Source organism: Acidisoma sp. L85, assembly GCF_009765865.1.
Lineage (GTDB): Bacteria > Pseudomonadota > Alphaproteobacteria > Acetobacterales > Acetobacteraceae > Acidisoma.
The window spans coordinates 58,031-77,349 of record NZ_LMUQ01000027.1 but is presented as its reverse complement, the minus strand read 5'-3'; the positions used below and the strand labels follow the sequence as shown (position 1 = coordinate 77,349).

The 19,319-nt window shown below is 60.4% G+C and carries 18 protein-coding genes; 8 read left to right on the top strand and 10 right to left on the bottom strand.

Annotated elements, in window-relative coordinates:
• The 7 genes from GSQ83_RS08610 to GSQ83_RS08580 all read right to left on the bottom strand — a co-directional run.
• The coding region (locus GSQ83_RS08610) for a hypothetical protein (RefSeq protein WP_158802489.1) at positions 1-270 on the bottom strand (270 nt) is incomplete at its 3' end.
• A gap of 3 nt (positions 271-273) precedes the next feature.
• Complete coding sequence (locus GSQ83_RS08605) at positions 274-1,440, bottom strand: MFS transporter (protein WP_254065568.1); 1,167 nt, start codon at positions 1,438-1,440, stop codon at positions 274-276.
• Positions 1,433-2,218, bottom strand: coding sequence for a DeoR/GlpR family DNA-binding transcription regulator (locus GSQ83_RS08600; protein WP_158802488.1), 786 nt, complete (start codon positions 2,216-2,218; stop codon positions 1,433-1,435). The genes GSQ83_RS08605 and GSQ83_RS08600 overlap by 8 nt, the downstream gene beginning before the upstream one ends.
• A gap of 599 nt (positions 2,219-2,817) precedes the next feature.
• Entirely contained in the window at positions 2,818-4,755 is a 1,938-nt protein-coding gene (locus GSQ83_RS08595; RefSeq protein ID WP_158802487.1) for a sigma-54-dependent Fis family transcriptional regulator, read from the bottom strand.
• A gap of 140 nt (positions 4,756-4,895) precedes the next feature.
• Positions 4,896-6,371, bottom strand: coding sequence for an aldehyde dehydrogenase (locus GSQ83_RS08590; protein ID WP_158802486.1), 1,476 nt, complete (start codon positions 6,369-6,371; stop codon positions 4,896-4,898).
• 20 nt (positions 6,372-6,391) lie between these two features.
• Entirely contained in the window at positions 6,392-7,660 is a 1,269-nt protein-coding gene (locus tag GSQ83_RS08585) for a D-arabinono-1,4-lactone oxidase (RefSeq protein WP_158802485.1), read from the bottom strand.
• Complete coding sequence (locus GSQ83_RS08580; protein ID WP_216849987.1) at positions 7,657-8,787, bottom strand: LLM class flavin-dependent oxidoreductase; 1,131 nt, start codon at positions 8,785-8,787, stop codon at positions 7,657-7,659. Before GSQ83_RS08580 ends, GSQ83_RS08585 begins: the two co-directional genes overlap by 4 nt.
• A gap of 241 nt (positions 8,788-9,028) precedes the next feature.
• On the opposite strand from GSQ83_RS08580, the gene GSQ83_RS08575 reads away from it, so the two are divergent.
• Positions 9,029-10,291, top strand: a complete 1,263-nt coding sequence (locus tag GSQ83_RS08575) for an FAD-binding oxidoreductase (protein ID WP_158802484.1) — start codon at positions 9,029-9,031, stop codon at positions 10,289-10,291.
• 202 nt (positions 10,292-10,493) lie between these two features.
• Positions 10,494-12,017 (top strand): APC family permease, encoded by a 1,524-nt coding sequence (locus GSQ83_RS08570; protein ID WP_158802483.1) that lies wholly within the window; start codon positions 10,494-10,496, stop codon positions 12,015-12,017.
• Between the two features lie 374 nt (positions 12,018-12,391).
• Here the strand turns inward: GSQ83_RS08570 and GSQ83_RS08565 are convergent, their stop codons facing one another.
• Both GSQ83_RS08565 and GSQ83_RS29800 read right to left on the bottom strand, forming a co-directional pair.
• Positions 12,392-12,568 (bottom strand): LysR substrate-binding domain-containing protein, encoded by a 177-nt coding sequence (locus GSQ83_RS08565; RefSeq protein WP_158802482.1) that lies wholly within the window; start codon positions 12,566-12,568, stop codon positions 12,392-12,394.
• A 286-nt stretch (positions 12,569-12,854) separates the two neighbouring features.
• Entirely contained in the window at positions 12,855-13,298 is a 444-nt protein-coding gene (locus GSQ83_RS29800) for a hypothetical protein (protein WP_158802481.1), read from the bottom strand.
• A 143-nt stretch (positions 13,299-13,441) separates the two neighbouring features.
• On the opposite strand from GSQ83_RS29800, the gene GSQ83_RS08555 reads away from it, so the two are divergent.
• From GSQ83_RS08555 to GSQ83_RS08530, 6 genes are all read left to right on the top strand, one after another.
• Positions 13,442-13,828: a RidA family protein gene (locus GSQ83_RS08555; RefSeq protein WP_158802480.1), complete on the top strand. Its 387-nt coding sequence runs from the start codon at positions 13,442-13,444 to the stop codon at positions 13,826-13,828.
• Positions 13,829-13,895: 67 nt separating this feature from the next.
• Complete coding sequence (locus tag GSQ83_RS08550; protein WP_158802479.1) at positions 13,896-14,864, top strand: ABC transporter substrate-binding protein; 969 nt, start codon at positions 13,896-13,898, stop codon at positions 14,862-14,864.
• A gap of 22 nt (positions 14,865-14,886) precedes the next feature.
• Complete coding sequence (locus GSQ83_RS08545) at positions 14,887-15,681, top strand: amino acid ABC transporter ATP-binding protein (protein WP_158802494.1); 795 nt, start codon at positions 14,887-14,889, stop codon at positions 15,679-15,681.
• Positions 15,678-16,349, top strand: coding sequence for an amino acid ABC transporter permease (locus tag GSQ83_RS08540; RefSeq protein ID WP_158802478.1), 672 nt, complete (start codon positions 15,678-15,680; stop codon positions 16,347-16,349). Before GSQ83_RS08545 ends, GSQ83_RS08540 begins: the two co-directional genes overlap by 4 nt.
• Entirely contained in the window at positions 16,349-17,008 is a 660-nt protein-coding gene (locus GSQ83_RS08535) for an amino acid ABC transporter permease (RefSeq protein WP_158802477.1), read from the top strand. Before GSQ83_RS08540 ends, GSQ83_RS08535 begins: the two co-directional genes overlap by 1 nt.
• Before the next feature lie 12 nt (positions 17,009-17,020).
• Positions 17,021-18,289 carry a D-amino acid dehydrogenase gene (locus GSQ83_RS08530; RefSeq protein WP_158802476.1) on the top strand — a complete coding sequence of 423 codons (1,269 nt, stop codon included), beginning with the start codon at positions 17,021-17,023 and terminating at the stop codon, positions 18,287-18,289.
• On the opposite strand, the gene GSQ83_RS08525 is transcribed toward GSQ83_RS08530, so the two are convergent.
• The gene (locus GSQ83_RS08525; protein ID WP_158802475.1) at positions 18,216-19,244 is read right to left on the bottom strand and encodes a LysR substrate-binding domain-containing protein; all 1,029 of its coding nucleotides are present in this window, start codon (positions 19,242-19,244) and stop codon (positions 18,216-18,218) included. The genes GSQ83_RS08530 and GSQ83_RS08525 overlap by 74 nt on opposite strands.
• Positions 19,245-19,319 lie beyond the last annotated feature (75 nt).

The following is a 19,319-nucleotide window of genomic DNA, read 5'->3' as shown; positions in this document are numbered from 1 at the left end:
GATGCGGAAGAGCGAGATGAAATCGTCTCGCTGGAAGGGCATCAGCTTCTCGAGCGCGACGCGTCGCCCCGCCTCGTCGCCCGCCATGATCATCTGACGCACGGCGCCGATGCGGGCCGCCGCGGCATCGACCGCATCGACACTCTCCAGTGACAGCGCGACTTGAGCCCACCCAAGGCGATCTTGTGGAGCACCACCCTCGACCCAGGGGGCGGCCATCAGTTCGAGCTGAAGGCCGCGGGGCAAGGTCGCGATATGAGCGAGCTTCATCGCTTATCCGATCGTCGCGCGCCGCGCCGAGATCGGCACCAGGGTCATCAGGCCGGCCAGCAGCCAAAAGGCGGCGTGGAGACCGATCGCCTGAGAGAGGAACCCGATGGCCGCGGGGCCAGCGAGGACGCCCGCATAGGCGGTGGTGGTCAGTGCGGCGACGGCGAGGGCCGCCGGCATGGCTGTCTGCCGACCGGCCAGGTGAAAGAGTACCGGCACGAGATTCGACGCACCAAAGCCAATCAGGAGGAATCCCGCCATCGCGACCGGCGGGAACGGTATGGTCAGAAGCACGATGAATCCCAAAATGGCGGTCAAACCGCCCCAGATCAACACGCGGGCGTTGCCGGCTGCCGCCACGAAGCGGTCACCGGTCAGCCGGCCAATCGTCATCGCGATCGCGAACAGCATATAGCCGAGCCCACCTTGTGCCGCGTCCACCAGTCGCGCGCCGATCACGAGCAGCGCGCTCCAGTTGAGGATTGCGCCCTCGACGAGAAAGGTGATTGCTCCAAGCCCTGCCAGCAGCAAGACGACACCGCGTGGTGCCACGAAAGGCACCGGCGCGCCCCGCGCCCGAAGCAGACGCGGCCAGGCAAGTCCAAGAGCCGTAAGCGCGGCCGCACTGCCGCACAACGCTCCGGCGAACGGTTTCACACCAGCCGAGAGCAGGAGGATCATGCCCCCGGCGCCCGCGAACCCGCCGATGCTATACATCGCGTGAAATCCCGACATCAGCGGCCGCTGTGCCGCGCGCTCAACCTCGACGGCATGGACATTCATCGCCACGTCGATCGTGCCAAGCGAGGCCCCAAATCCGAGGAGCGCCACCGCAAGGACGAACGCGCTGTCCGCGACCGATAGCACCGGCAGCAGCAACACGAGGCCGAAGCCGCCGCCAAGAATCATCGGCTTGCTCCCCAGTCGCGCGGTGAGCCATCCCGTGAGCGGCATGGCCACGATCGAGCCGATCCCGAGGCACAGAAGGAGCAGGCCGAAGGTACCGTCGTCGACGCCGATCCTCCCCTTGGCGAAGGGCACGAGTGACGCCCAGCACGACATGCCGAAGCCCGCAGCTAGGAAGGATAGACGCGTGGCGAGACGTGTCTTTGCGTGATCTGCCGAATGGATTATGCCAATCCCGGGAGGCTGCGCACAATCGTCAGCCACGGGGCGCATCCGCAATTCGGACCGCCGTCCCGGTTTCGCGCAGTGCCCCAACGATTGAGAGGGGCGCGTCATGCTCGACAACCAAATAATCGACGTCGGCGGCCCAACCTATGCGGTAGGGTGCTGCCGTCTCGAGTTTCGCGCTGGCAAGCATCAGGGCTGTCTCGGCACTGACTTCGATCAGGCCGCGCTTGAAGTCGACATCCGCCATATTGAATCCGGCGATGCCGTGTTCGATAGAGATCGCGCAGGTGCCGAGAAAACAAAGATCAATCCGGAAACGCTGCATCTCCGCAACCGACCGAGCGCCGACGCATCCACCGATCGTGATGTCCACAGATCCGCCAATCATGACTAGCGCGATCCCGTGACGCTCCATCAGCGCGGCGGCAACTGGGATTGAATTGGTCACGACCGTAAGGCCGGCATCCTGGGGTAGTTCCATTGCAAGTTGGCGGTTAGTGCTACCGGTATCGAGGAACAACGTCTGTCCTTCGCGAACGAGCCGCGCCGCCGTGCGCGCAAGGGCGCGCTTCTGTCCGATGTCCTCGCCTGACCGGACGTGTATTGGTGACGATGCCGGAGACAGTGGCAGCGCGCCACCGTAGACGCGCTTGCACACACCCTCGGCCGTGAGGGCGCGCAAATCGCGCCGGATCGCATCTTCAGAGACGTTGAATTCGGTCGCCAGAGCCGCGGCGCTTACCGCCTCACCCCGGGTGAGGCGACGTGCGATCTGCTGACGACGATCGAGCGGAAGTGCTGATGAACCGTGCATAATTGTGCATTATCACGCCAGAATGCGCACGACAAGCGGATCGACGTTTCATCCGCTCGACCTTGCCCGAGACGCTCACTCGGACCCGGTTGATTTTGAAAAGCCGCCTGCCATGTGCTGGCACTGGCGCGAAATGACTGTCGCCGAGACGCGCGCCAGCAACATATCGGCGACAATGTCGCTCAGGCCATCATCGACGATGACCGCTATGGCTATAGGGAGATAGTCTGAAACAGGTGTTCGATCGTCTGCAGAGCATCAAGCGTGCGGCGTTTCGTCGGTAGTGCGCACGGTGAAGGATATATCCAACGCTCCGGAGTAGTGTATGCGGGGATTGTCAATACGCGATAATATCCATTCGCGCCTCTTGAGACTGCGGCCAACCGCGCCGTTCTCCCGCGAGAAATAGCAGATTCGGTAACGCCTTAAGATTATGCTGTCCATGAGGATCACTCCCAAAATCGCGGCAGTGTCGTAACGTCGACATTACTGGTGCAGCCTCGAGTCCTTGGATAGAACAACAAAACGCACGGGCGTCGATAGTAGACGGTCGATTCATCATTTTTTGCAGGTAATAAAACGATTGGGTATGACAGTCGCTACCTACGCAAATGGTGCTGCTTTAGTTTGCGGTAGAGGGTTGCGCGGCTCACATCCAGCATCGCTGCTGTACGGCTGGCATCCCCACCGCTTTTTCTCATTGCTTCCACTATGGCTGCGCGTTCAGATAAGGCGCGGGCTGCCCGGGCCGTAGGTCGCTGGTCCGACGTTTCTGTGGTGGAGGAACTGGCGCGATCGGCAGCGCCGATCTCCTCAATCATCAAGTCCGCCGGCAGTATGACATCGCCGACACATAGCTGGAGGGCGCGCTGCAACGTGAACTTCATTTCCCGGACATTGCCGGGCCAAGGATGACGACGCATCGCTTCGACAGCGGGAGCCGAGAGGGTCACCTGCCGCCCGTCGCTGAGACGTTTCAGCATCGCCTCGAACAGCGGCACGGCGTCCTGTCGATCGCGCAGCGGTAGTAAGTTGATTACGACGCCAGCAATACGATAATAGAGGTCGGCCCGAAATTGTCCCTCGGCAACACGTGTCTTCAAATCCTGATTTGTCGCCGCGATAACCTGCACATCAATGATGCTAGTCTTACCAGATCCCAGAGGGCTTACTTCTCCGGATTCTAGCACACGTAAAAGCCTGGTTTGCAGAGCGAACGGCATGTCGCCTATTTCGTCCAAGAAAAGCGTTCCGCCATCGGCCTCGATTAGCCGCCCGACGTTGCCTTCGCGCCTTGCCCCTGTGAAGGCACCCGCGGTGTAGCCGAACAACTCGCTGTCGATGAGCGTTTCCGGGACGGCTGCGCAGTTGAACGATGCAAAAGGTCTGTCCCGGCGCGTTCCCTCGAGATGGAGCGCGCGCGCGAGCGCGTCCTTCCCACAACCCGTCTCACCCAATATCAAGATAGGCAATCGGCTCCCTGAGATGCGGCTCAGCAAATGACGCTGTTTGGCCACGCGTGGGTCGTCACCAAGGACTTCGTCAACGGAAAGCGGATCAGCGACCTTATGGCGCGTGCTAGCCGGCGACGGAGTTCCACGCAATCGTGCGGTGCGATCGACACAGCTCGACGACAGGCTCCGACGATCCCGCGTGATCTTGAAGACAGTTTCTCCGTTTCGATGCCGCATCACAAGCATGCCATTCTTGTGCATGTCGGCCTGGGATGGCTGCTCGACCTCAAGCAATGTGCCGAGGAGCTCGGGCTTGAGCGGTCCCTCCTCTAGATTGAGCCACCGACGTGCCAGCTGATTGGCACCCGTTACCTCTGCGCTATCGTTCAGCGCGAGCAGGATGGGACCCGCCTCGCTCCGTGCCTTGAGAAGTGTATTGTCCCGGTATTGACGGCGAAACAGGTGATTGTTCAGCCGATCGGCGGTCTTGCGAACCAGTCCGGAAACCATGATGAATAAGTCTTCGCGTAGATTCGGGTCCGCAGTACAGAAATTCAGTACGCCTGTCATCTCGGCATCCGCGGACAAAACCGGCGCCGCCACACACGACATGGCCGCGAAGTCGCGAAAGAAGTGCTCTGCTTGAAAGACTTCCGTCGGGCGGCGCTCGATCACGCAGGTTCCGACGCCATTCGTTCCAGCAATGCCCTCAGCCCAAAGCGTGCCGGCCCTTTCGGTTTCGACGTGATTGCCGGACTGGTGGTCAGAGCGATAGTAGACGATCGTACCCGCCATGTTCGAAAAGCTGGCACTGAAGTTAACGCTCGAGAGAGGCAGCCAAATGTAGTCGAGCTCTTCGTCGATGGTTGCTAAAAGATCTTCGAAAGGTTCCTGATGCTCGCGCACTTCGTGGGTCGTGAGGCAGCCGATCCTGGGCTTCATGCCCATATCTAAATTGAACCGCTCAACGCAGCGCTCCCGAGAAGGTGTCAAGCTAATCGCCCTGGAGGCGAGCAGATCGCCGGCCTTTACCTCCTTGGGCAGCTTTGCTACGGACCGGATACCCGACCTTTCAACGACCATGGGCAAGTCCAATCGATTGAACTCTGTTCCGATCGATTGTCGGCGCGCGTTGACGGCCAAGTCAAGAAAATGCTGCGTCGCGGGATGGCTCCGCCTTGAGAGTCCCGATCGTAACGTCAGTCACAGCGAGGAGATGTATCTTAGCCGTTTTGAATAACCACCGATTTTGTCTGCAAATATTCCTCCACATGGTGGAGCCCAGATTCCCGGCCATAGCCGCTAGCTTTATAGCCACCGAATGGGATGACGGGGTCGAGCAGCCCGTAACAATTCACCCAGACAGTGCCCGATCGAATGGCCTTCGCCATGAGATGGGCCTTGGCCAGGTTCTGCGTCCAAACACCGCCTCCCAAACCAAATTGTGTGGCATTTGCTAGTGCCGCCGCTTCTTCGGCTGTGTCGAAGGGGATGACGGACGCGACAGGACCGAAAATCTCTTCCTGAGCGATCCGCATGTCGTTTCGCGCGCCTGCCAATACTGTTGGCCGAATGAAATGACCCTCGCGCAAGCCGTCATCATCCAGGCGCGCGCCGCCGGTCTTGATGGATGCCCCTTCCCGCAGCCCGATATCGATGTAGTTCATGATTCGGTTCAGCTGCTTCGCGGACACGACCGGGCCGATTTGGGTCGCCGGATCGATCCCTTTGCCGACCCGTAGGGCCGCCGCAAAATCGGACAACCTCGCAACAAACTCATCGTAGATAGGGCGTTCGACCAGGATTCGTGTCCCGGCGCTACAGATTTGACCCGTATTGCCAAAAACACCCATGCCCGCACCAGCAACGGCGGCGTCAAGGTCGGCATCCGCGAAAATCACGTCGGGAGACTTACCGCCGAGTTCGAGCATGAGCCGCTTGATGTTACCTTTGGAGGCCTCGATGATTTTCCGCCCGGTTTCGTCCGAACCAGTAAATGCGATCTTGTCCACTCCCCTGTGACTGGCTAATGCCGCGCCAGCTTCAGCGCCCAACCCAGGAACAACATTGACCACGCCCGGAGGGAATCCCGCTTCCAGCACCAGCTCGCCTAGTCGAAGGGCGGTCAAAGGCGCATCTTCGGCCGGCTTCAGGACCATCGTGCATCCCGACGCTAAAACGGGACCGATCTTCCAAATTGTTGAGGTGAGCGGCGCGTTCCAAGGGGTGATTGCGCCGACGACACCAATGGGGTCCTTCAATGTATAGCTGAAGACGTTCCCTGGAAGCGAATTAGGCAGCGTCTCGCCATTGGTCGACGTGCAAAGCCCTGCATAAAAGCGCAGCATACCGATTGCGCGCTGGCGTCGGCCGCGCGTGAAGGAGATCGGGGCACCCATATCCAGTGTGTCGAGGAGGCTAAACGCCTCAAAATTCTCGTCAACGAGGTCAGCCAATTTCAACAGACATTCCTGCCGCTGGAACGGCGTGAAGCGGCTCCATGGTCCGTCAAAAGCTCGCCGCGCGGCTTGGACCGCTAATTCAATGTCCTGGGCGTCGCCTTCGGCAACCAAGGCCAGGAGTTCACCAGTTGCGGGGTTTCGGCTCTCGAAGGTCCGGCCCGCCACGGCGGGAACCGACTTGCCGTCGATGATAAGATTCCAGACGGTTCCGGCCGGTAGGTTATACTCATAGGACATGACGAACCTTTCTACGCCTTCTAGGTGAAGAGCGCGCGTAAGTGGTCGTTCAAAAAGACCCCATCAGGGTCGATTTCTCGCCGAAGACGTTTGAAATCGTCATATCGGGGAAACAGTTTTTCCATTCGAGAAGGAGACATGAAGTGATGTTTGCCCCAGTGCGGCCGGCCGTCATGGCGTTCGAACACGGCATCGACGTCCCGGAGTAGACCCCAGCTTGACTCCTCCATGGGTCCCGAGACCGACAGCGCATAACCATCCCGCTCGCTGTAAGCGCTGAGATAAGAATCATCCGCCTTCACGGCCCTGCATTCAATTGGATAAAGCGCCTCGGGATATTTCGTCTTGAAGAGAGCGCGGAGCTCGTCAAACGTTTGCTCGAAGGATGCGAAGGGAACAGCATATTCGACCTCACGGAAATTCGGCAGGTAGACGTTCGGATAGATCGCCGAACTATGGCCGAACTGCTCACCCGGGCCGACTGTCGGGGGTGGGTCGGCGACCGGCGCTGCATTGTATACCCGCATATGGCAGATATCATTCTCGCGCGTCGCCTTTGAAGAAACGGCGCCGCTGGGCAGTTCATAGAGATCAGCCGATTCCTTCAGCGGAAGCCAAAAGAACCAGAAGGTGCGATTGTCGCGCAGAAGCTCGTGGAGCGACTCCAGGCAGTCCTCAGTATCAGTGTTCCAGGATCGTTTGTGGATGTTGTAGGAAAGAACTGCCTGGATCGTGATCGATACGATCAGGCCGAACATCCCGAGCGAAGTCCGGAACGCCTTGAAGAGTTCTCCGTCCTTTTCCGCCGAAAGCTCAAGAATGTTCCCATCGGCGGTTACGATGCGCGCGGCAATCATCTGAGCCGACAGGCAGGGCAAGGTAATTCCGGCACCATGTGTGGCGGTGACGATTGCTCCGGCGATGGATTGAGTATCGATGTCGCCCTGGTTGTTGAGCGACATGCCTTGCTCCTTGAGGGCGCGGCTGAGGTCGCCGACCCGAATCCCAGGACGAACCACCACACGCAGCGTATCATGGTCGAAGCTGACGATATCGCGAAACTCGTCAAAATCGACGTGGATCCCTGGCGTCGGCACGATCGCAGGATTGGAATGACCGGCGCCGCTTGCCCGGATCGATATTCCTAGACGGCGAGCGGCTAGAACGATCTGACGGACATCCTCTTCCGTCCTGGGTTTGGCAACATACTGCGGCACAAAATACTGCTCGCCGAACCAGTTCCACCATAAACGTCCGGGCTGCAAAAGGGTCTCGCCATTTCCGGTCATCCAGCTCTCCGACGTTCCAGCGGACGGGTTGACTCCCCGCTGAGTTCCTCACGGACAACAGGCATGACCTTCGTCGCCAGCAATTCCATGGATTTGCGCATGCTTGCTTTAGCGGTCCAATCATGAGCCGTCATCATAAGTGTGCCGAACGGGCCAACTTCCTTACGGAACGTGAGCAGCTTTCGCGCTACAGTCTCCGGGCTACCATGGATGACAAAGTTGTCACGGACCATTACGTGGGTGATGGACGCCGCATCCATACCGGGCATCGGTGCCAGAAGAGCGGCGGCATCCATTCGAGCATAGACCTGGAACATGTAGTCGTAATACCAGTCATAGGCGCCGCCGGGTTGCTTGACGAAGGCTTCGGCCTCCTCGTCGGTTTCGGCGACATGGATGCTTCGCGCAACGCGCCAGTTTTGGCCATCCGGCTCGCGTCCAAGCTTGGCCATCTCGTCGGTGTAAGTTTCCCAATGGGTCTTCACCACCCAGGACGCAACGAAATTGGCCGAGATCGGCATCAGATTGTTACGCGCGGCAACCCGGATCGAATTCGAATTTGGGCTGCTCACTGAAACTGCGAGTGGCGGATGCGGCCGCTGCAAAGTCTTGGGCAGGACTCCCACCCCAAGATCGGGCCACACTGTCTTGCTCAAACCGATGTTCCAGAACTTGCCGGGCAGGTCATAGGGCGGATCGGATGCCCAGATCCGCTGCATAAGGCTGATAGAGTCCAGCATCATCGCCTGACGGTCGGCACCCTCCAGGCCGAAAAGCTCGAAATCGGAACCGAGACCTCCGGTCCCGATACCAAGGATGAGGCGTCCTTTGGTGAGGTGATCGAGCAAGGCTATATGAGCCGCGAGCTGTGCAGGATGGTAAATCGGCAGGGAAACAACGCCAGTTCCGAGCTTCATGGTCCGTGTTAGGTTGGCGATATGGGCAAGGAAAATCAGCGGAGACGAGATCTGCTCGATGTCCGAAGAATAGTGCTCACCGCACCAGCCCTCATCGAAGCCCAGCTCATCGGCGAACTTGAACGCCTCGATATCTTCCTCGAGCGTTACTGGGTAGCTGCGGTGCATGTTGTGCATCGGCATCATGAATAAAGCGAGTTTCACGGTCATCCCCATCCATCACAGACACGACCTCGATCCCGCAAGAGCCATGCCAGTCGGCTAGCCGAACGACTACCTCATGATATCAATAGGTTAAATTAGTCGCATGTCGTTCCTCGGACTCTCGCTGTCTCAGCCCTGAGAGGCGTTCCGGTCGGTTATGAGACAGCGCGCGCCCGTGGGAGGCTCGCCGGGCTGGCATGGCTCTTGCGGCTGATTTCTCCGATGGTAAAGGCTGAGGAGGCTTAAGATGAAGGTGGCCGTGATCGGTGGAGGCGCTCTGGGGGTATCGAGCGCCAGTTGGCTATTGCGTGACGGGCACGAGGTAACCATCATCGACCCGGATCCCATCGCACAAGGATCCTCCTTCGGCAACGCCGGCTGCCTCAATCTGTCTTCCGTTGTGCCGATGTCGCTGCCCGGCAATATATCTAAGGTCCCCGGATGGCTGCTGGACCCGCTGGGACCATTGGCGATCCGCTGGCGCTACCTGCCGCAGATTACCCCCTGGCTCATTCGGTTTCTGCGCGCTGGAACCAGCGCCAGGGTGGGCGAGCAGGCGGCGGCATTGCGGGACCTGCTGCACGATTCAGTCGCCCTGACTTCAGAACTCGCACAATGGGCCGGTGCGCAGGATCTTATTCGGCGGCAGGGACACCTCGTTGTCTATCGCTCGCGGGAGGCGTTTGAAGGGGATGCCTACGGCTGGCGGCTGCGTCGTGACAACGGAATCGTATTCGATACCCTCGGGCAGGACGAGGTCTGGCAACTTGAACCCAGTTTGTCCAAAGACTGTAGAATCGGCCTCTACTTTCCGGGCAATGGCCACACCACTAACCCGAACCGGCTGATCAACAGCTGGGCGGATGCGTTTCAGCGTGACGGAGGCACCATCACTCGTGCGCGGGCCACGGCTTTTGAGTTCGAAGGCACGACTTTGCGCGGCGTTCTGTCAAATCACGGCACTATCGCCGCCGATGCGGCCGTTATTGCAGCGGGGGCCTATTCCAAACCGCTCGCTGGCCAACTCGGTGATGTTCTGCCGCTCGATACCGAGCGCGGCTATCATGTGATTGTGCGAGAGCCGGAAGCGATGCCGCGGCTACCGGTCATGGACGCCGAGGGGAAGTTCGTCGCGACGCCCATGGAGACCGGGTTGCGGCTTGCCGGAACCGTCGAATTCGCCGGGTTGGACGCAGCACCGGATTGGCGGAGGGCCGACAAGTTACTGACGCTTGGGCAACGCCTCTTCCCCGCCTTGCAATCCCGCTATTCCGAAGACCGGCTCTCTCGCTGGATGGGCCGGCGTCCGAGCATGCCAGATTCGCTACCGGTGATCGGACTGTCTCGGCGCTGCCCGCAGATCGCCTATGCCTTCGGCCATGGTCACGTCGGCCTGGCGGCCTGCGCGCGGACCGGTCTGCTCGTGGCCGAACTCCTGGGGGAACGCACCCCCTCGATTTCGCTGAAGCCCTTCAGCCCACGACGGTTCGACAGCTTGGCGTCGAAATGATCATCGAGGGCTGACGTCGTCTCAGGTAATTATCAACTTTGAGAATCGAATAGAGCAGGGATGAGACAAAAATCGCGCTTATGGGGCGGCCGATCCCTTTAGAAGACATTTTATATCGAGTTTGGCCCATTCTTCAGGCATTTCCGCTTTCGGCACGGTGTTTGCCTTAATTCAGTGCAGGCACCGAATTCGGAGAGCAACCATGGCTGATCAAAGGACGGACGACATCGTCAGGCGAGACACCGAGACCCTGCACAAGTTCGGTTATGCGCAGGAGCTGAGTCGCCGGATGTCCGGATTTGGGAACTTCGCGCTTTCCTTCATGATTATCGGCCTGTTCTGGGCGGTTTGCATCAACATCCAGCAGGGCTTCTCGTCGGCGGGAATGCTGGGAATTACCGGCGTTTGGCTCGTGGGCTGTGTAATCGCCGTCGCCACCGCAGCATCTTTGGGGGAGATCAGCTCCGCTATTCCCACGGCGGGCGGACTTTATCATTGGTCATCTGTGCTCGGTGGCCGTGGCTGGGGCTGGGGAACGGCCTGGATCAATCTCCTTGCCTATACATTCGCCGTCGCAGGTTCCGATGTCGCCGTCTATCTCCTGTTTAATCAGATGGCGCTCGGCTGGGTGTTCCATATCGACACTTCGAGCTGGGGCTACTGGCATCAGGTTGCGGGCGTTGCGATCATTCTCGCCAGCCAAGCGGCTCTCAATCATATGGGAGTCCGCATGCTGGCGCGGATCGGCGAGTTCGGCGCCTATGTCACGCTCGCCGGGGCTGCACTTCTGATCGGGGTCATGCTGTTCAGCATCCACCCCGCGAATATCGCGCATCTGTTTGACTATACAAATTACACGGGCGAGGCAGGTGGCGGCATAGTGCCCAAAACAGGCAATGGCATTCTCGTCTTCGGCTACGCGCTTCTACTGCCGATGTGGATCATCACCGCTTACGATGCTTCGGCTCATACCTCTGAAGAAACCATCGACGCGGCACGATCCGTGCCGAAGGCGATGATCAACTCGGCTCTGCTCTCGGCTGGCCTGGGCTTCGCGATGCTCGTCGTCCTGGCCTTGGCCATGAGGGATCCCGGCGCCATCGCCAAAGAGGGCGGGAATGCCTTTTCAACCCTGTTCGATCAGTCTGCCGCTCCGCCACTCGTGAAAGACTTCATCTCCGTGGCTATGGTCCTGGCAGCCTATATCTGCGGCGCGGTCGGCTTGACCGGGTTCTCGCGGGCCACCTTCGCCTTTTCTCGCGACCGAGGCCTGCCAGTGGCCCTACGGCGCGTATCACACCGCTTCCGTACGCCGGCGCCGGCGATTTGGACCTGCGCCATCGTCTGCCTCCTGGTGACGCTGTATTCCTCAGCCTTCGCGGCCCTCGCGGCAGGCACAGCGCTGTTTTACCAGCTCTGCTATGGAATGGCCATTCTTGCTGCGATGTTCGCGAGGAACCGGACCTACGGACCTTTCCGGCTGGGTATCTTGTCAAAGCCTTTGGGTGTGATCGCAGTTCTCGGTGGCGTCTTCATCGTCTGGGTCGGACTACAGCCTCCAACCGCCATCCTGATCAGCTACTTTATCGGCATTCTCGTTCTACTGTTGGTTGGTTGGTTCGGCTTCGAAAAGCGGCGTTTCCCCGGGCCGCCGACGACTGATTCCGCGATCCGTGATCGTCAGCATGAAATCATGCGCGAGGAGGAGGCAATCAGCGGGGCATAAGAACGCGTAGCTTGCGGCGGCACTTATTGCCGCCGACCTGACAAAGAATGAGCGCTGGAATGTGAACAAGAAAATCGCCGCACGCCTGCCCAGGGCCGGGACCGCGCGCAGGCTCAGCGCCACTCATCGAATATCTCTGTCCGCCGCCTCCACGCGATCACGGCAATGCAAAATTCGATGAAGGCGCGCAAGAGCCCCGCTATCCACGAGGTGGTGAGAGCCGAGTCGCATGATTTGCGCTATTCCCGCGCCGGCCTGACAGGCCCCTAGCATTGCGCCGACGTCTGAAACGAGGAGGCGCGAAGAGGTCTTCACGGGTAGGACCTCGGCGCCCTTTCAGAATTCCCAATCAAATGGGTCGACCGGCCGCTGGATCATAGAAAGCGATGCACGTGAATGCTCAGCTCGATCGGATGTTCCGGTTTGCCGTTGGCCGCAATGTAGCTTGGGGAGGCGACGGCAATGATCCGTGTCTCGACGAGCTTACGCGCGACGAATGTGCCTGATGCGGGGTCACCAAGGCGCACAGCCAGATCGCAGCCATCTGCCACAACATCTCCAGCTGCATCACCCCGGTTTCTGGGAGATCTACAGCGCCAGCAAGGCCGCTCTGAACATGCTGATGAAGTGCTTCGCGGGACGCCATTCGGGTAATCCGTGAGATGAAACGTTACGCGCGGTCGGCGACAAATACGGTGCAACAGCAGCGCGAGTCACGATCGCCTGGCTGCTAGACCAAGATGGCGCCATCGCAATCCCGGAAAGCTCGGCGCCTCGACGGCCAGCAGTCCAGTCTCGACGCGCTGAATTTCAAGCTCGACGACGATGATAGGCGAGCTATCGCCGCTCTTCCCAAGAACCTGCGCTACGTGCAGCCGCCTTTTGCTCCAGATTGGACGGAGAAGTCCACTTGACAGCGGCGTGCGCCTCGGCACGCCATCCGAACGGCGCGGCGCGGGATCCCCAGTGTCGGTCAAGCCGTCCAGCCGCCTCGGCCGGGAGAGGGACGTCGAACAGCCGAACCAGCCAGATGTTCCTCGACGTGCCGGCCTTTGCGGTCTTCGAGGTAGAGATGAACCACCGCGGGTGGTCCGGGCCGCACCACGGGCGATCATCCATCGCACAGAACCACAGCCGGGCAATGCGCGTTCGTTTTATGGTTCTATCCAGCACCGGCAGCGGCGTGTCGTCGCAAAAGATCTTCGGGGCGGCCGAGTTGGTCGCCATTAGAGACGTATGCGGCAGTCTTTCGTCGTCTGTCGAGGTAATCGCTTCAGCCACACCGTCTCGATAAGAGCTTCGACTTTCGTCGCCCAGTGACGTCCAGCATGAGCAGCGCGCATTGCCTATAATGAAAACTCATTCGCCTTCCTGCGCGTATTCCTTTCTTCTTGGGTGGACATCGTCTCAAGAGGGTAAGACCGATGAAGACCAAGGTCACTACAACGTTGCCAGAATCCGGCGTTCCATCGGATTGGGGGATCATTGCTGATGGAATACTCTACACCGTCCACTGGGCTTGCCTCCCTGACGGTACCTGCGCCCCCGGCGGCATAAGAGACCAAACACGCGTCACGCTGGAAAACCTGCGCATGACGGTCGAGGCAGCGGGCGGGATCATGGATGACGTGGTCCAGATCCAGGTCTACCTAACCTCGCGCGAAGATTTCGCGGGCATGAACGAAGTCTATGCCGGGTTTTTTCAAAGTCCTTACCCGAACCGCGCCACGCTGGTCGCTGGGAACCTCATTCCAGGCGGTCTCATCGAAGTCATGGCGAGGGCTCATATCGGCACGAGCCGCGTAAGCTAACAAAGAGAGTCTCGAGCTAAACGAAAGTCACCCCGATCGCCAAGGCAAGTCATCAGAGGAGAAGACCATGACGAGACGCCGCTCAAGCGTTGTCCAGCCAACTCTCTCACGCCGTGCCTTTGGTCAAAGATTAGCCGGCCTCGGCCTCGCCGGTTTCGCGAGCCTCGTGGAACCCCCAGCGGTGTTTGCCGCAACACCGCCGTCACTCAAAACCGTTGAGCCCGGCTTCATCACCGTCGCGACGATTCCCGTCATGCCCGTAACCGGTGTGAAGGACGGCGCCTTCATCGGCACAGACGGCTCCATGATCAGCGTCATCGCGGAGAAGCTGGGGCTGAAAGCGAAGCCCGCCTTCATGGAATGGTCAGCCACCATTGAGTCCGTCAAGACCGGGCGTGCGGACGTCATGCTCGGCAATATGGGCTGGACCCCGCAACGCGCTCAAATCATGCTGTGTACCGATGCGATCTACTACACGGGCGCCTTCGTCACGATGCGTGCCGGCACGCCGATCAAAGGCCATGTCAAGCTCAGCGACTTTTCCGGCCACAGCGTCGGCTGCATCACCGGCGTCACCATCGTGCCGGAGCTTAAGAAGATACCCGGCATTACCGAGGTCAAGCTCTATGACACCTTCGATGCCTGTGTGCGCGACATTATTGCGGGGCGGCTTGATTTCGGTGTTCTCGATGCCCCCTTCGTGGATAATCTGATTCAGAGCGGTGCCGCGGCAGGCATTCAGCAGCTACCGATCTCGAGCGATCCCAATTACCCCATCATCTCGAATAAGCAGCATTCGGTTATGGGCATGAATGCCCAGAACACCGACCTGTTCGATGCGGTCAATACGGGTGTTCGCTGGCTTTGGGCGACCAAGGGCAATGCGGAGCTTCTGACAAAATTCGGCATGTCGAATCCTGACTATCTTGTGCCACCCACACCCGATCCCCGCATCGGCGTCGACCGCACGGCAGACGGCGGGATCATCGGCCCCTTCGCCCATACGATGAAGGACTACAAGCAGTATTTCTCCTGACGAGCGCCGCGTGACGGAGACGATGCAAACGACCGCCACCGCTCCGCTCGTGCAGTTGACAGGCGTCTGCAAGGCCTTCGGACCCTTGCGCGTTCTTGAGGATATCGACCTCGATGTGGCGCGCGGGGAGAAGGTCTGCCTGATCGGACCTAGCGGTTCGGGCAAAACGACGCTGCTCCGGTGCGTCAACCATCTGGAGCAGCCGACGGCGGGCCATGTGTATGTCGAGGGTAAACTCTTCGGCGAACGGCAGGTAAACGGACGCTACCTGCCGCTGCGGGACGCGGAACTTGCGCGCATGCGTTCGACCATCGGGATGGTGTTCCAGACCTTCAATCTCTTTCCGCATCTGACCGCGCTGCAGAATGTTAGCATTGGCCCGGTCAAGGTTCTGCGGCAGTCGCGGGGTGAGGCTGAGGCATTAGGTCTGGAACTTCTCGCCAAAGTTGGACTGGCCGAGAAGCGGAACGTCTACCCCGAACAGCTTTCCGGCGGTCAGCGGCAACGCGTCGCCATCGCCCGCGCCTTGGCCATGCGTCCGCGCCTCATGCTGTTCGATGAGGCAACATCCGCGCTCGATCCTGAACTCGTCGGCGAGGTGCTCAACGTCATGCGGCAACTTGCCATCGAAGGCATGACGATGCTCATCGTCACGCATGAGATGGGCTTCGCTGAGGAGATCTCCGACCGCGTGGTCTTCATGGACAAAGGCCGCATCGTCGAAGTCAACGGACCTCACGAGCTCTTTCGCCGGCCACAACACGCGCGAACGCAGAGTTTCCTGAGCGCTGTCCTGCAGAAGAAGCCGTTCCAATGACCGCCTGGCGGCACTTCTTCGCGATTCTGCCCGAGTGTCTCCTGATCCTGCTCCGCGCCGCCGTGACGACGATCGAGATCACGCTCGGCGGGTTGCTGGTGGCACTGGTTCTTGGGCTCGCCATCGCGCTCCTGCGCCGATCATCCTCGCGTGGCGTTGCGGTAATTGCCGCCGCTTATGTCGAAGTGTTCCGTTGCGTGCCCGTTCTGACGCAGCTCTTCGTGATCTACTTCGGCCTTGGCCAGATCGGATTCCGCATCTCACCCTTACCTGCAGCGATCGTCGGCTTCGGCTTGAATGGCGCCGCCTACCTGGCCGAGATCTACCGCTCAGGCATCGAGTCCGTGCCGCGCGGACAGGCGGAGGCGGGCAGCGCTATCGGTATGACCAAGCGGCAGGCGATGATCTGGGTGATTTTGCCACAGGCGATCCGCATCTCGCTGCCGCCCATCGGCAATTACGGTGTTGGCCTGCTGAAGGACAGTTCGATCGCCGTAGCTATCGCGGCGCCTGAAATCACGTTCGCGGCCACCAACCTCATCAACCAGACTTATCTCAGCACGCAGATCTATCTTTTGATGGCGCTGCTCTACATCGCGATGAGCCTGCCATTGTCGCATCTCGTGCGCAGGCTGGAGAGACGCAGCAGCCGAGGGGTGCGCGCGTGATGCCCACCACTCTGCCGCAATATGTCGCGACCTGGTTGCCGGAGATGATCGCCGCCGCCGGCAACACGCTGCGCATGGCGGTCTTTGCGTTCGTCTTCGCGATCTGCCTCGGGCTAGTGCTGGCGCTCGCGCGCCTCTCCGGGCGCCGCATTCTCGCAGGCGCGGCACTGACCTATGTCGAGGTCATTCGTGGGGCGCCCGCGCTCGCACTCCTGTTTCTCATCTATTTCGGCCTGCCGTCGCTTGGCATAGTGCTTCCGGCGTTTCTCGCTGCCGTCATCGGCCTCGGCATGAACGGCGGCGCCTATGTCTCCGAGATCTACCGGGCCGGGATCAGCGCCGTGGATCGTGGGCAGCGCGAGGCAGCGCAGACCATCGGCATGACCAGCGGCCAGACCATGCGTTACATCATCCTTCCCCAGGCAGCGCGAATCGTTTTGCCACCAATCGGCAACTACGCGATCGGTTTGCTCAAGGATACCTCAGTCGCCTCTCTGATCGGAGCTTCGGAACTCACGCTGCGAGCGCGCGATTTGTCGAGCGAATACTTCATGCCCATGCAGATCTATCTGCTCTCGGGCGCAATCTACTTTGTCATGGCAGCACCCTTGTCCGCCGGTGTCCGCTACCTGGAGCGACGCCTGCGGCGTGGCCGCTGACGGGGATATGAGATGAACAGCACATCGCAGGACGTCGTGGTCCTCGGGGCCGGCGTTATCGGCGTCACCACCGCCTATTACCTGGCGCGGGAGGGCCACCGGGTAACGGTCATCGACCGGCAGCCAGGGCCCGGTCTGGAGACCAGCTTCGCGAACGGCAGCCAGCTCGCCGGAAACGGGGCGGGACCATGGAGCACGCCCAATGTTCCGGGCGACCTTTGGAAATGGCTGGGGCGCGAGGATGCCCCCTTGCTGCTTCGCCTGAGAGCCATACCTGGTCTCTGGCGCTGGGGGCCGCAGTTTCTCCGCAACTGTACGGCTGAGCGATGGCGTGAAAACGCCCGCGCCATCACCAGCCTCGCCTTGCTGAGCCTGGCCGAACTCAAGGCGGTCACTGGTGACCATGCCATCGAATACGACGCCCTACAGCGTGGCATCCTCGTCGTTCATCGCAGCCAGGAGAGTCTGGACCGTGCCGCCGCCGGCCTCGCCGCGAGCAACGCGCTCGGCATGCGGAAGGTCGCGCTCGATCGCGAAGCCGTTGTCGCGACGGAGGCTTCGCTGCAGCCGATCGAGCAGGAAATCGCCGGCGGCATCTATTCGCCGGACGACGAAACCGGCGACTGCCTGAAGTTTACCCAGGCTTTGGCCGCGATCGCGGAACAGTCTGGGGTGCGTTTCCTCTACGGCGCCGAGATTGGCCGTCTGCGCGCGGAGGGCAACCGCATCACCGCGATCAACGTCTCGGGATCGGAGATTCGCGGAGACTACTATGTGATGTGCCTCGGCAGCGACAGCATGCGGATAGCGCGCTCCCTAGGGCTGCGGCTGCCGATCTATCCGGTCAAAGGCTATTCCGCGACCGTCTCGGTGGCGGGATGGAATGGCGCTCCAACTGCGTCGCTCGTCGATGAGAAACGCAAGATGGGCTTCTCGCGTCTTGGAGACCGGCTGCGCATGGCCGGCACGGCGGAATTCGCCGGTTTCGACCGCAGGCTGAATACGGCGCGCGGCGGCATGCTCATCTCAGCGCTGGTAGAGATGTTTCCCAGCTTCCCAGCCGATCGAGAAGCAGTGCATTGGACGGGATTGCGGCCAATGACGCCGGACGGGAGGCCCCTGCTTGGTCAGGCGGGGCCGGAAAATCTGCTCATCAACTCGGGCCATGGCACTCTAGGATGGACGCTCGCCTGCGGTTCGGCACGCGTCATCGCCGATCTCCTGGCAAAGCGGACACCGCCGGTCGCGGCCGAGGCGTTTTCCCCACTGCGACCCCAATGACGGGCGTGCGCCCAATGCCTGAGGAAGGCTCGCCGGGTGCGGCGCTCAGACAAAGGCGGTCGAGGTTGCGGCATCGTTCGGTCATCAAGCGGGTCAGCGCCGCCCGGTCGAAGCGCGCTTCCCGTCCCTCCAGCCAATAGGCACAGAACCGGAAGGTGACGCGCGGCTCGAAGCGCGCGAACCAAATACGGGAGTTGCGGAAGGGGAAAGCCGCGACCGGGTCAAGGATGGCAAAGCCAATGCCGGCCTCAACCATCGCGCAGGCTCCCGTTGCCCCCGCGCATTCGACGACCTGGATAGGCGCCGCGTCCCCATGGCCGAGAAGCTCGACGACCGGATCCGCCAGGCGGTCGGCACGGGGCACATGGATCATGTCCATGCCTGCCAGGTCGCCACCATGGACTACCGAGCGGCCGGCCAGCGGGTGGTCATGTGCCAGGAGGCAGCGCGCCTCGAATTCGAACAGAAGATGCGACTGAACGCCAGGAACCGCCGTCGTTTCCAGAGCAACGCCAAAATCTGCCTTTCTCGCGACGATCTGCCCAATCACCTGCTCATTTGCGGCTGAGTCGATAAGGAAGAAGTCACTTCCAATGCTGCGCCGATATTCGGCGATGACCGGCGGCATGATGGCCGCGGCTGCCACGGGGACCAGGGCAATCGTCACATTGCGCTGTTCGGATACGCGGAGCCGGGCACATACGTCGTTGATGATGTCGAGTCCGATAAAGGACCGCTCGATCTCGTCGAAGATCAATCTGGCACGTCCGGTCGGCACGAGACGGCCCGCTTGGCGATCGAACAGCGAGAAGGCAAGAAGTCCATCGATCTCGCGTAGTAGATGACTGATTGCCGGCTGGGTCACGTGCAAGCTGGCGGCTGCACCGGTAACCGATCCGGTCAGCATCACCGCCCGAATGACTTCGATATGTCGGTAGGTGAGCTTGGTTGCCATGTCGCTCCTAGCGACGCCTATAAGGAAAGGTAATAGACGATCGGGAAGTCTCATGACAAATCGCGGCGGCGTCAA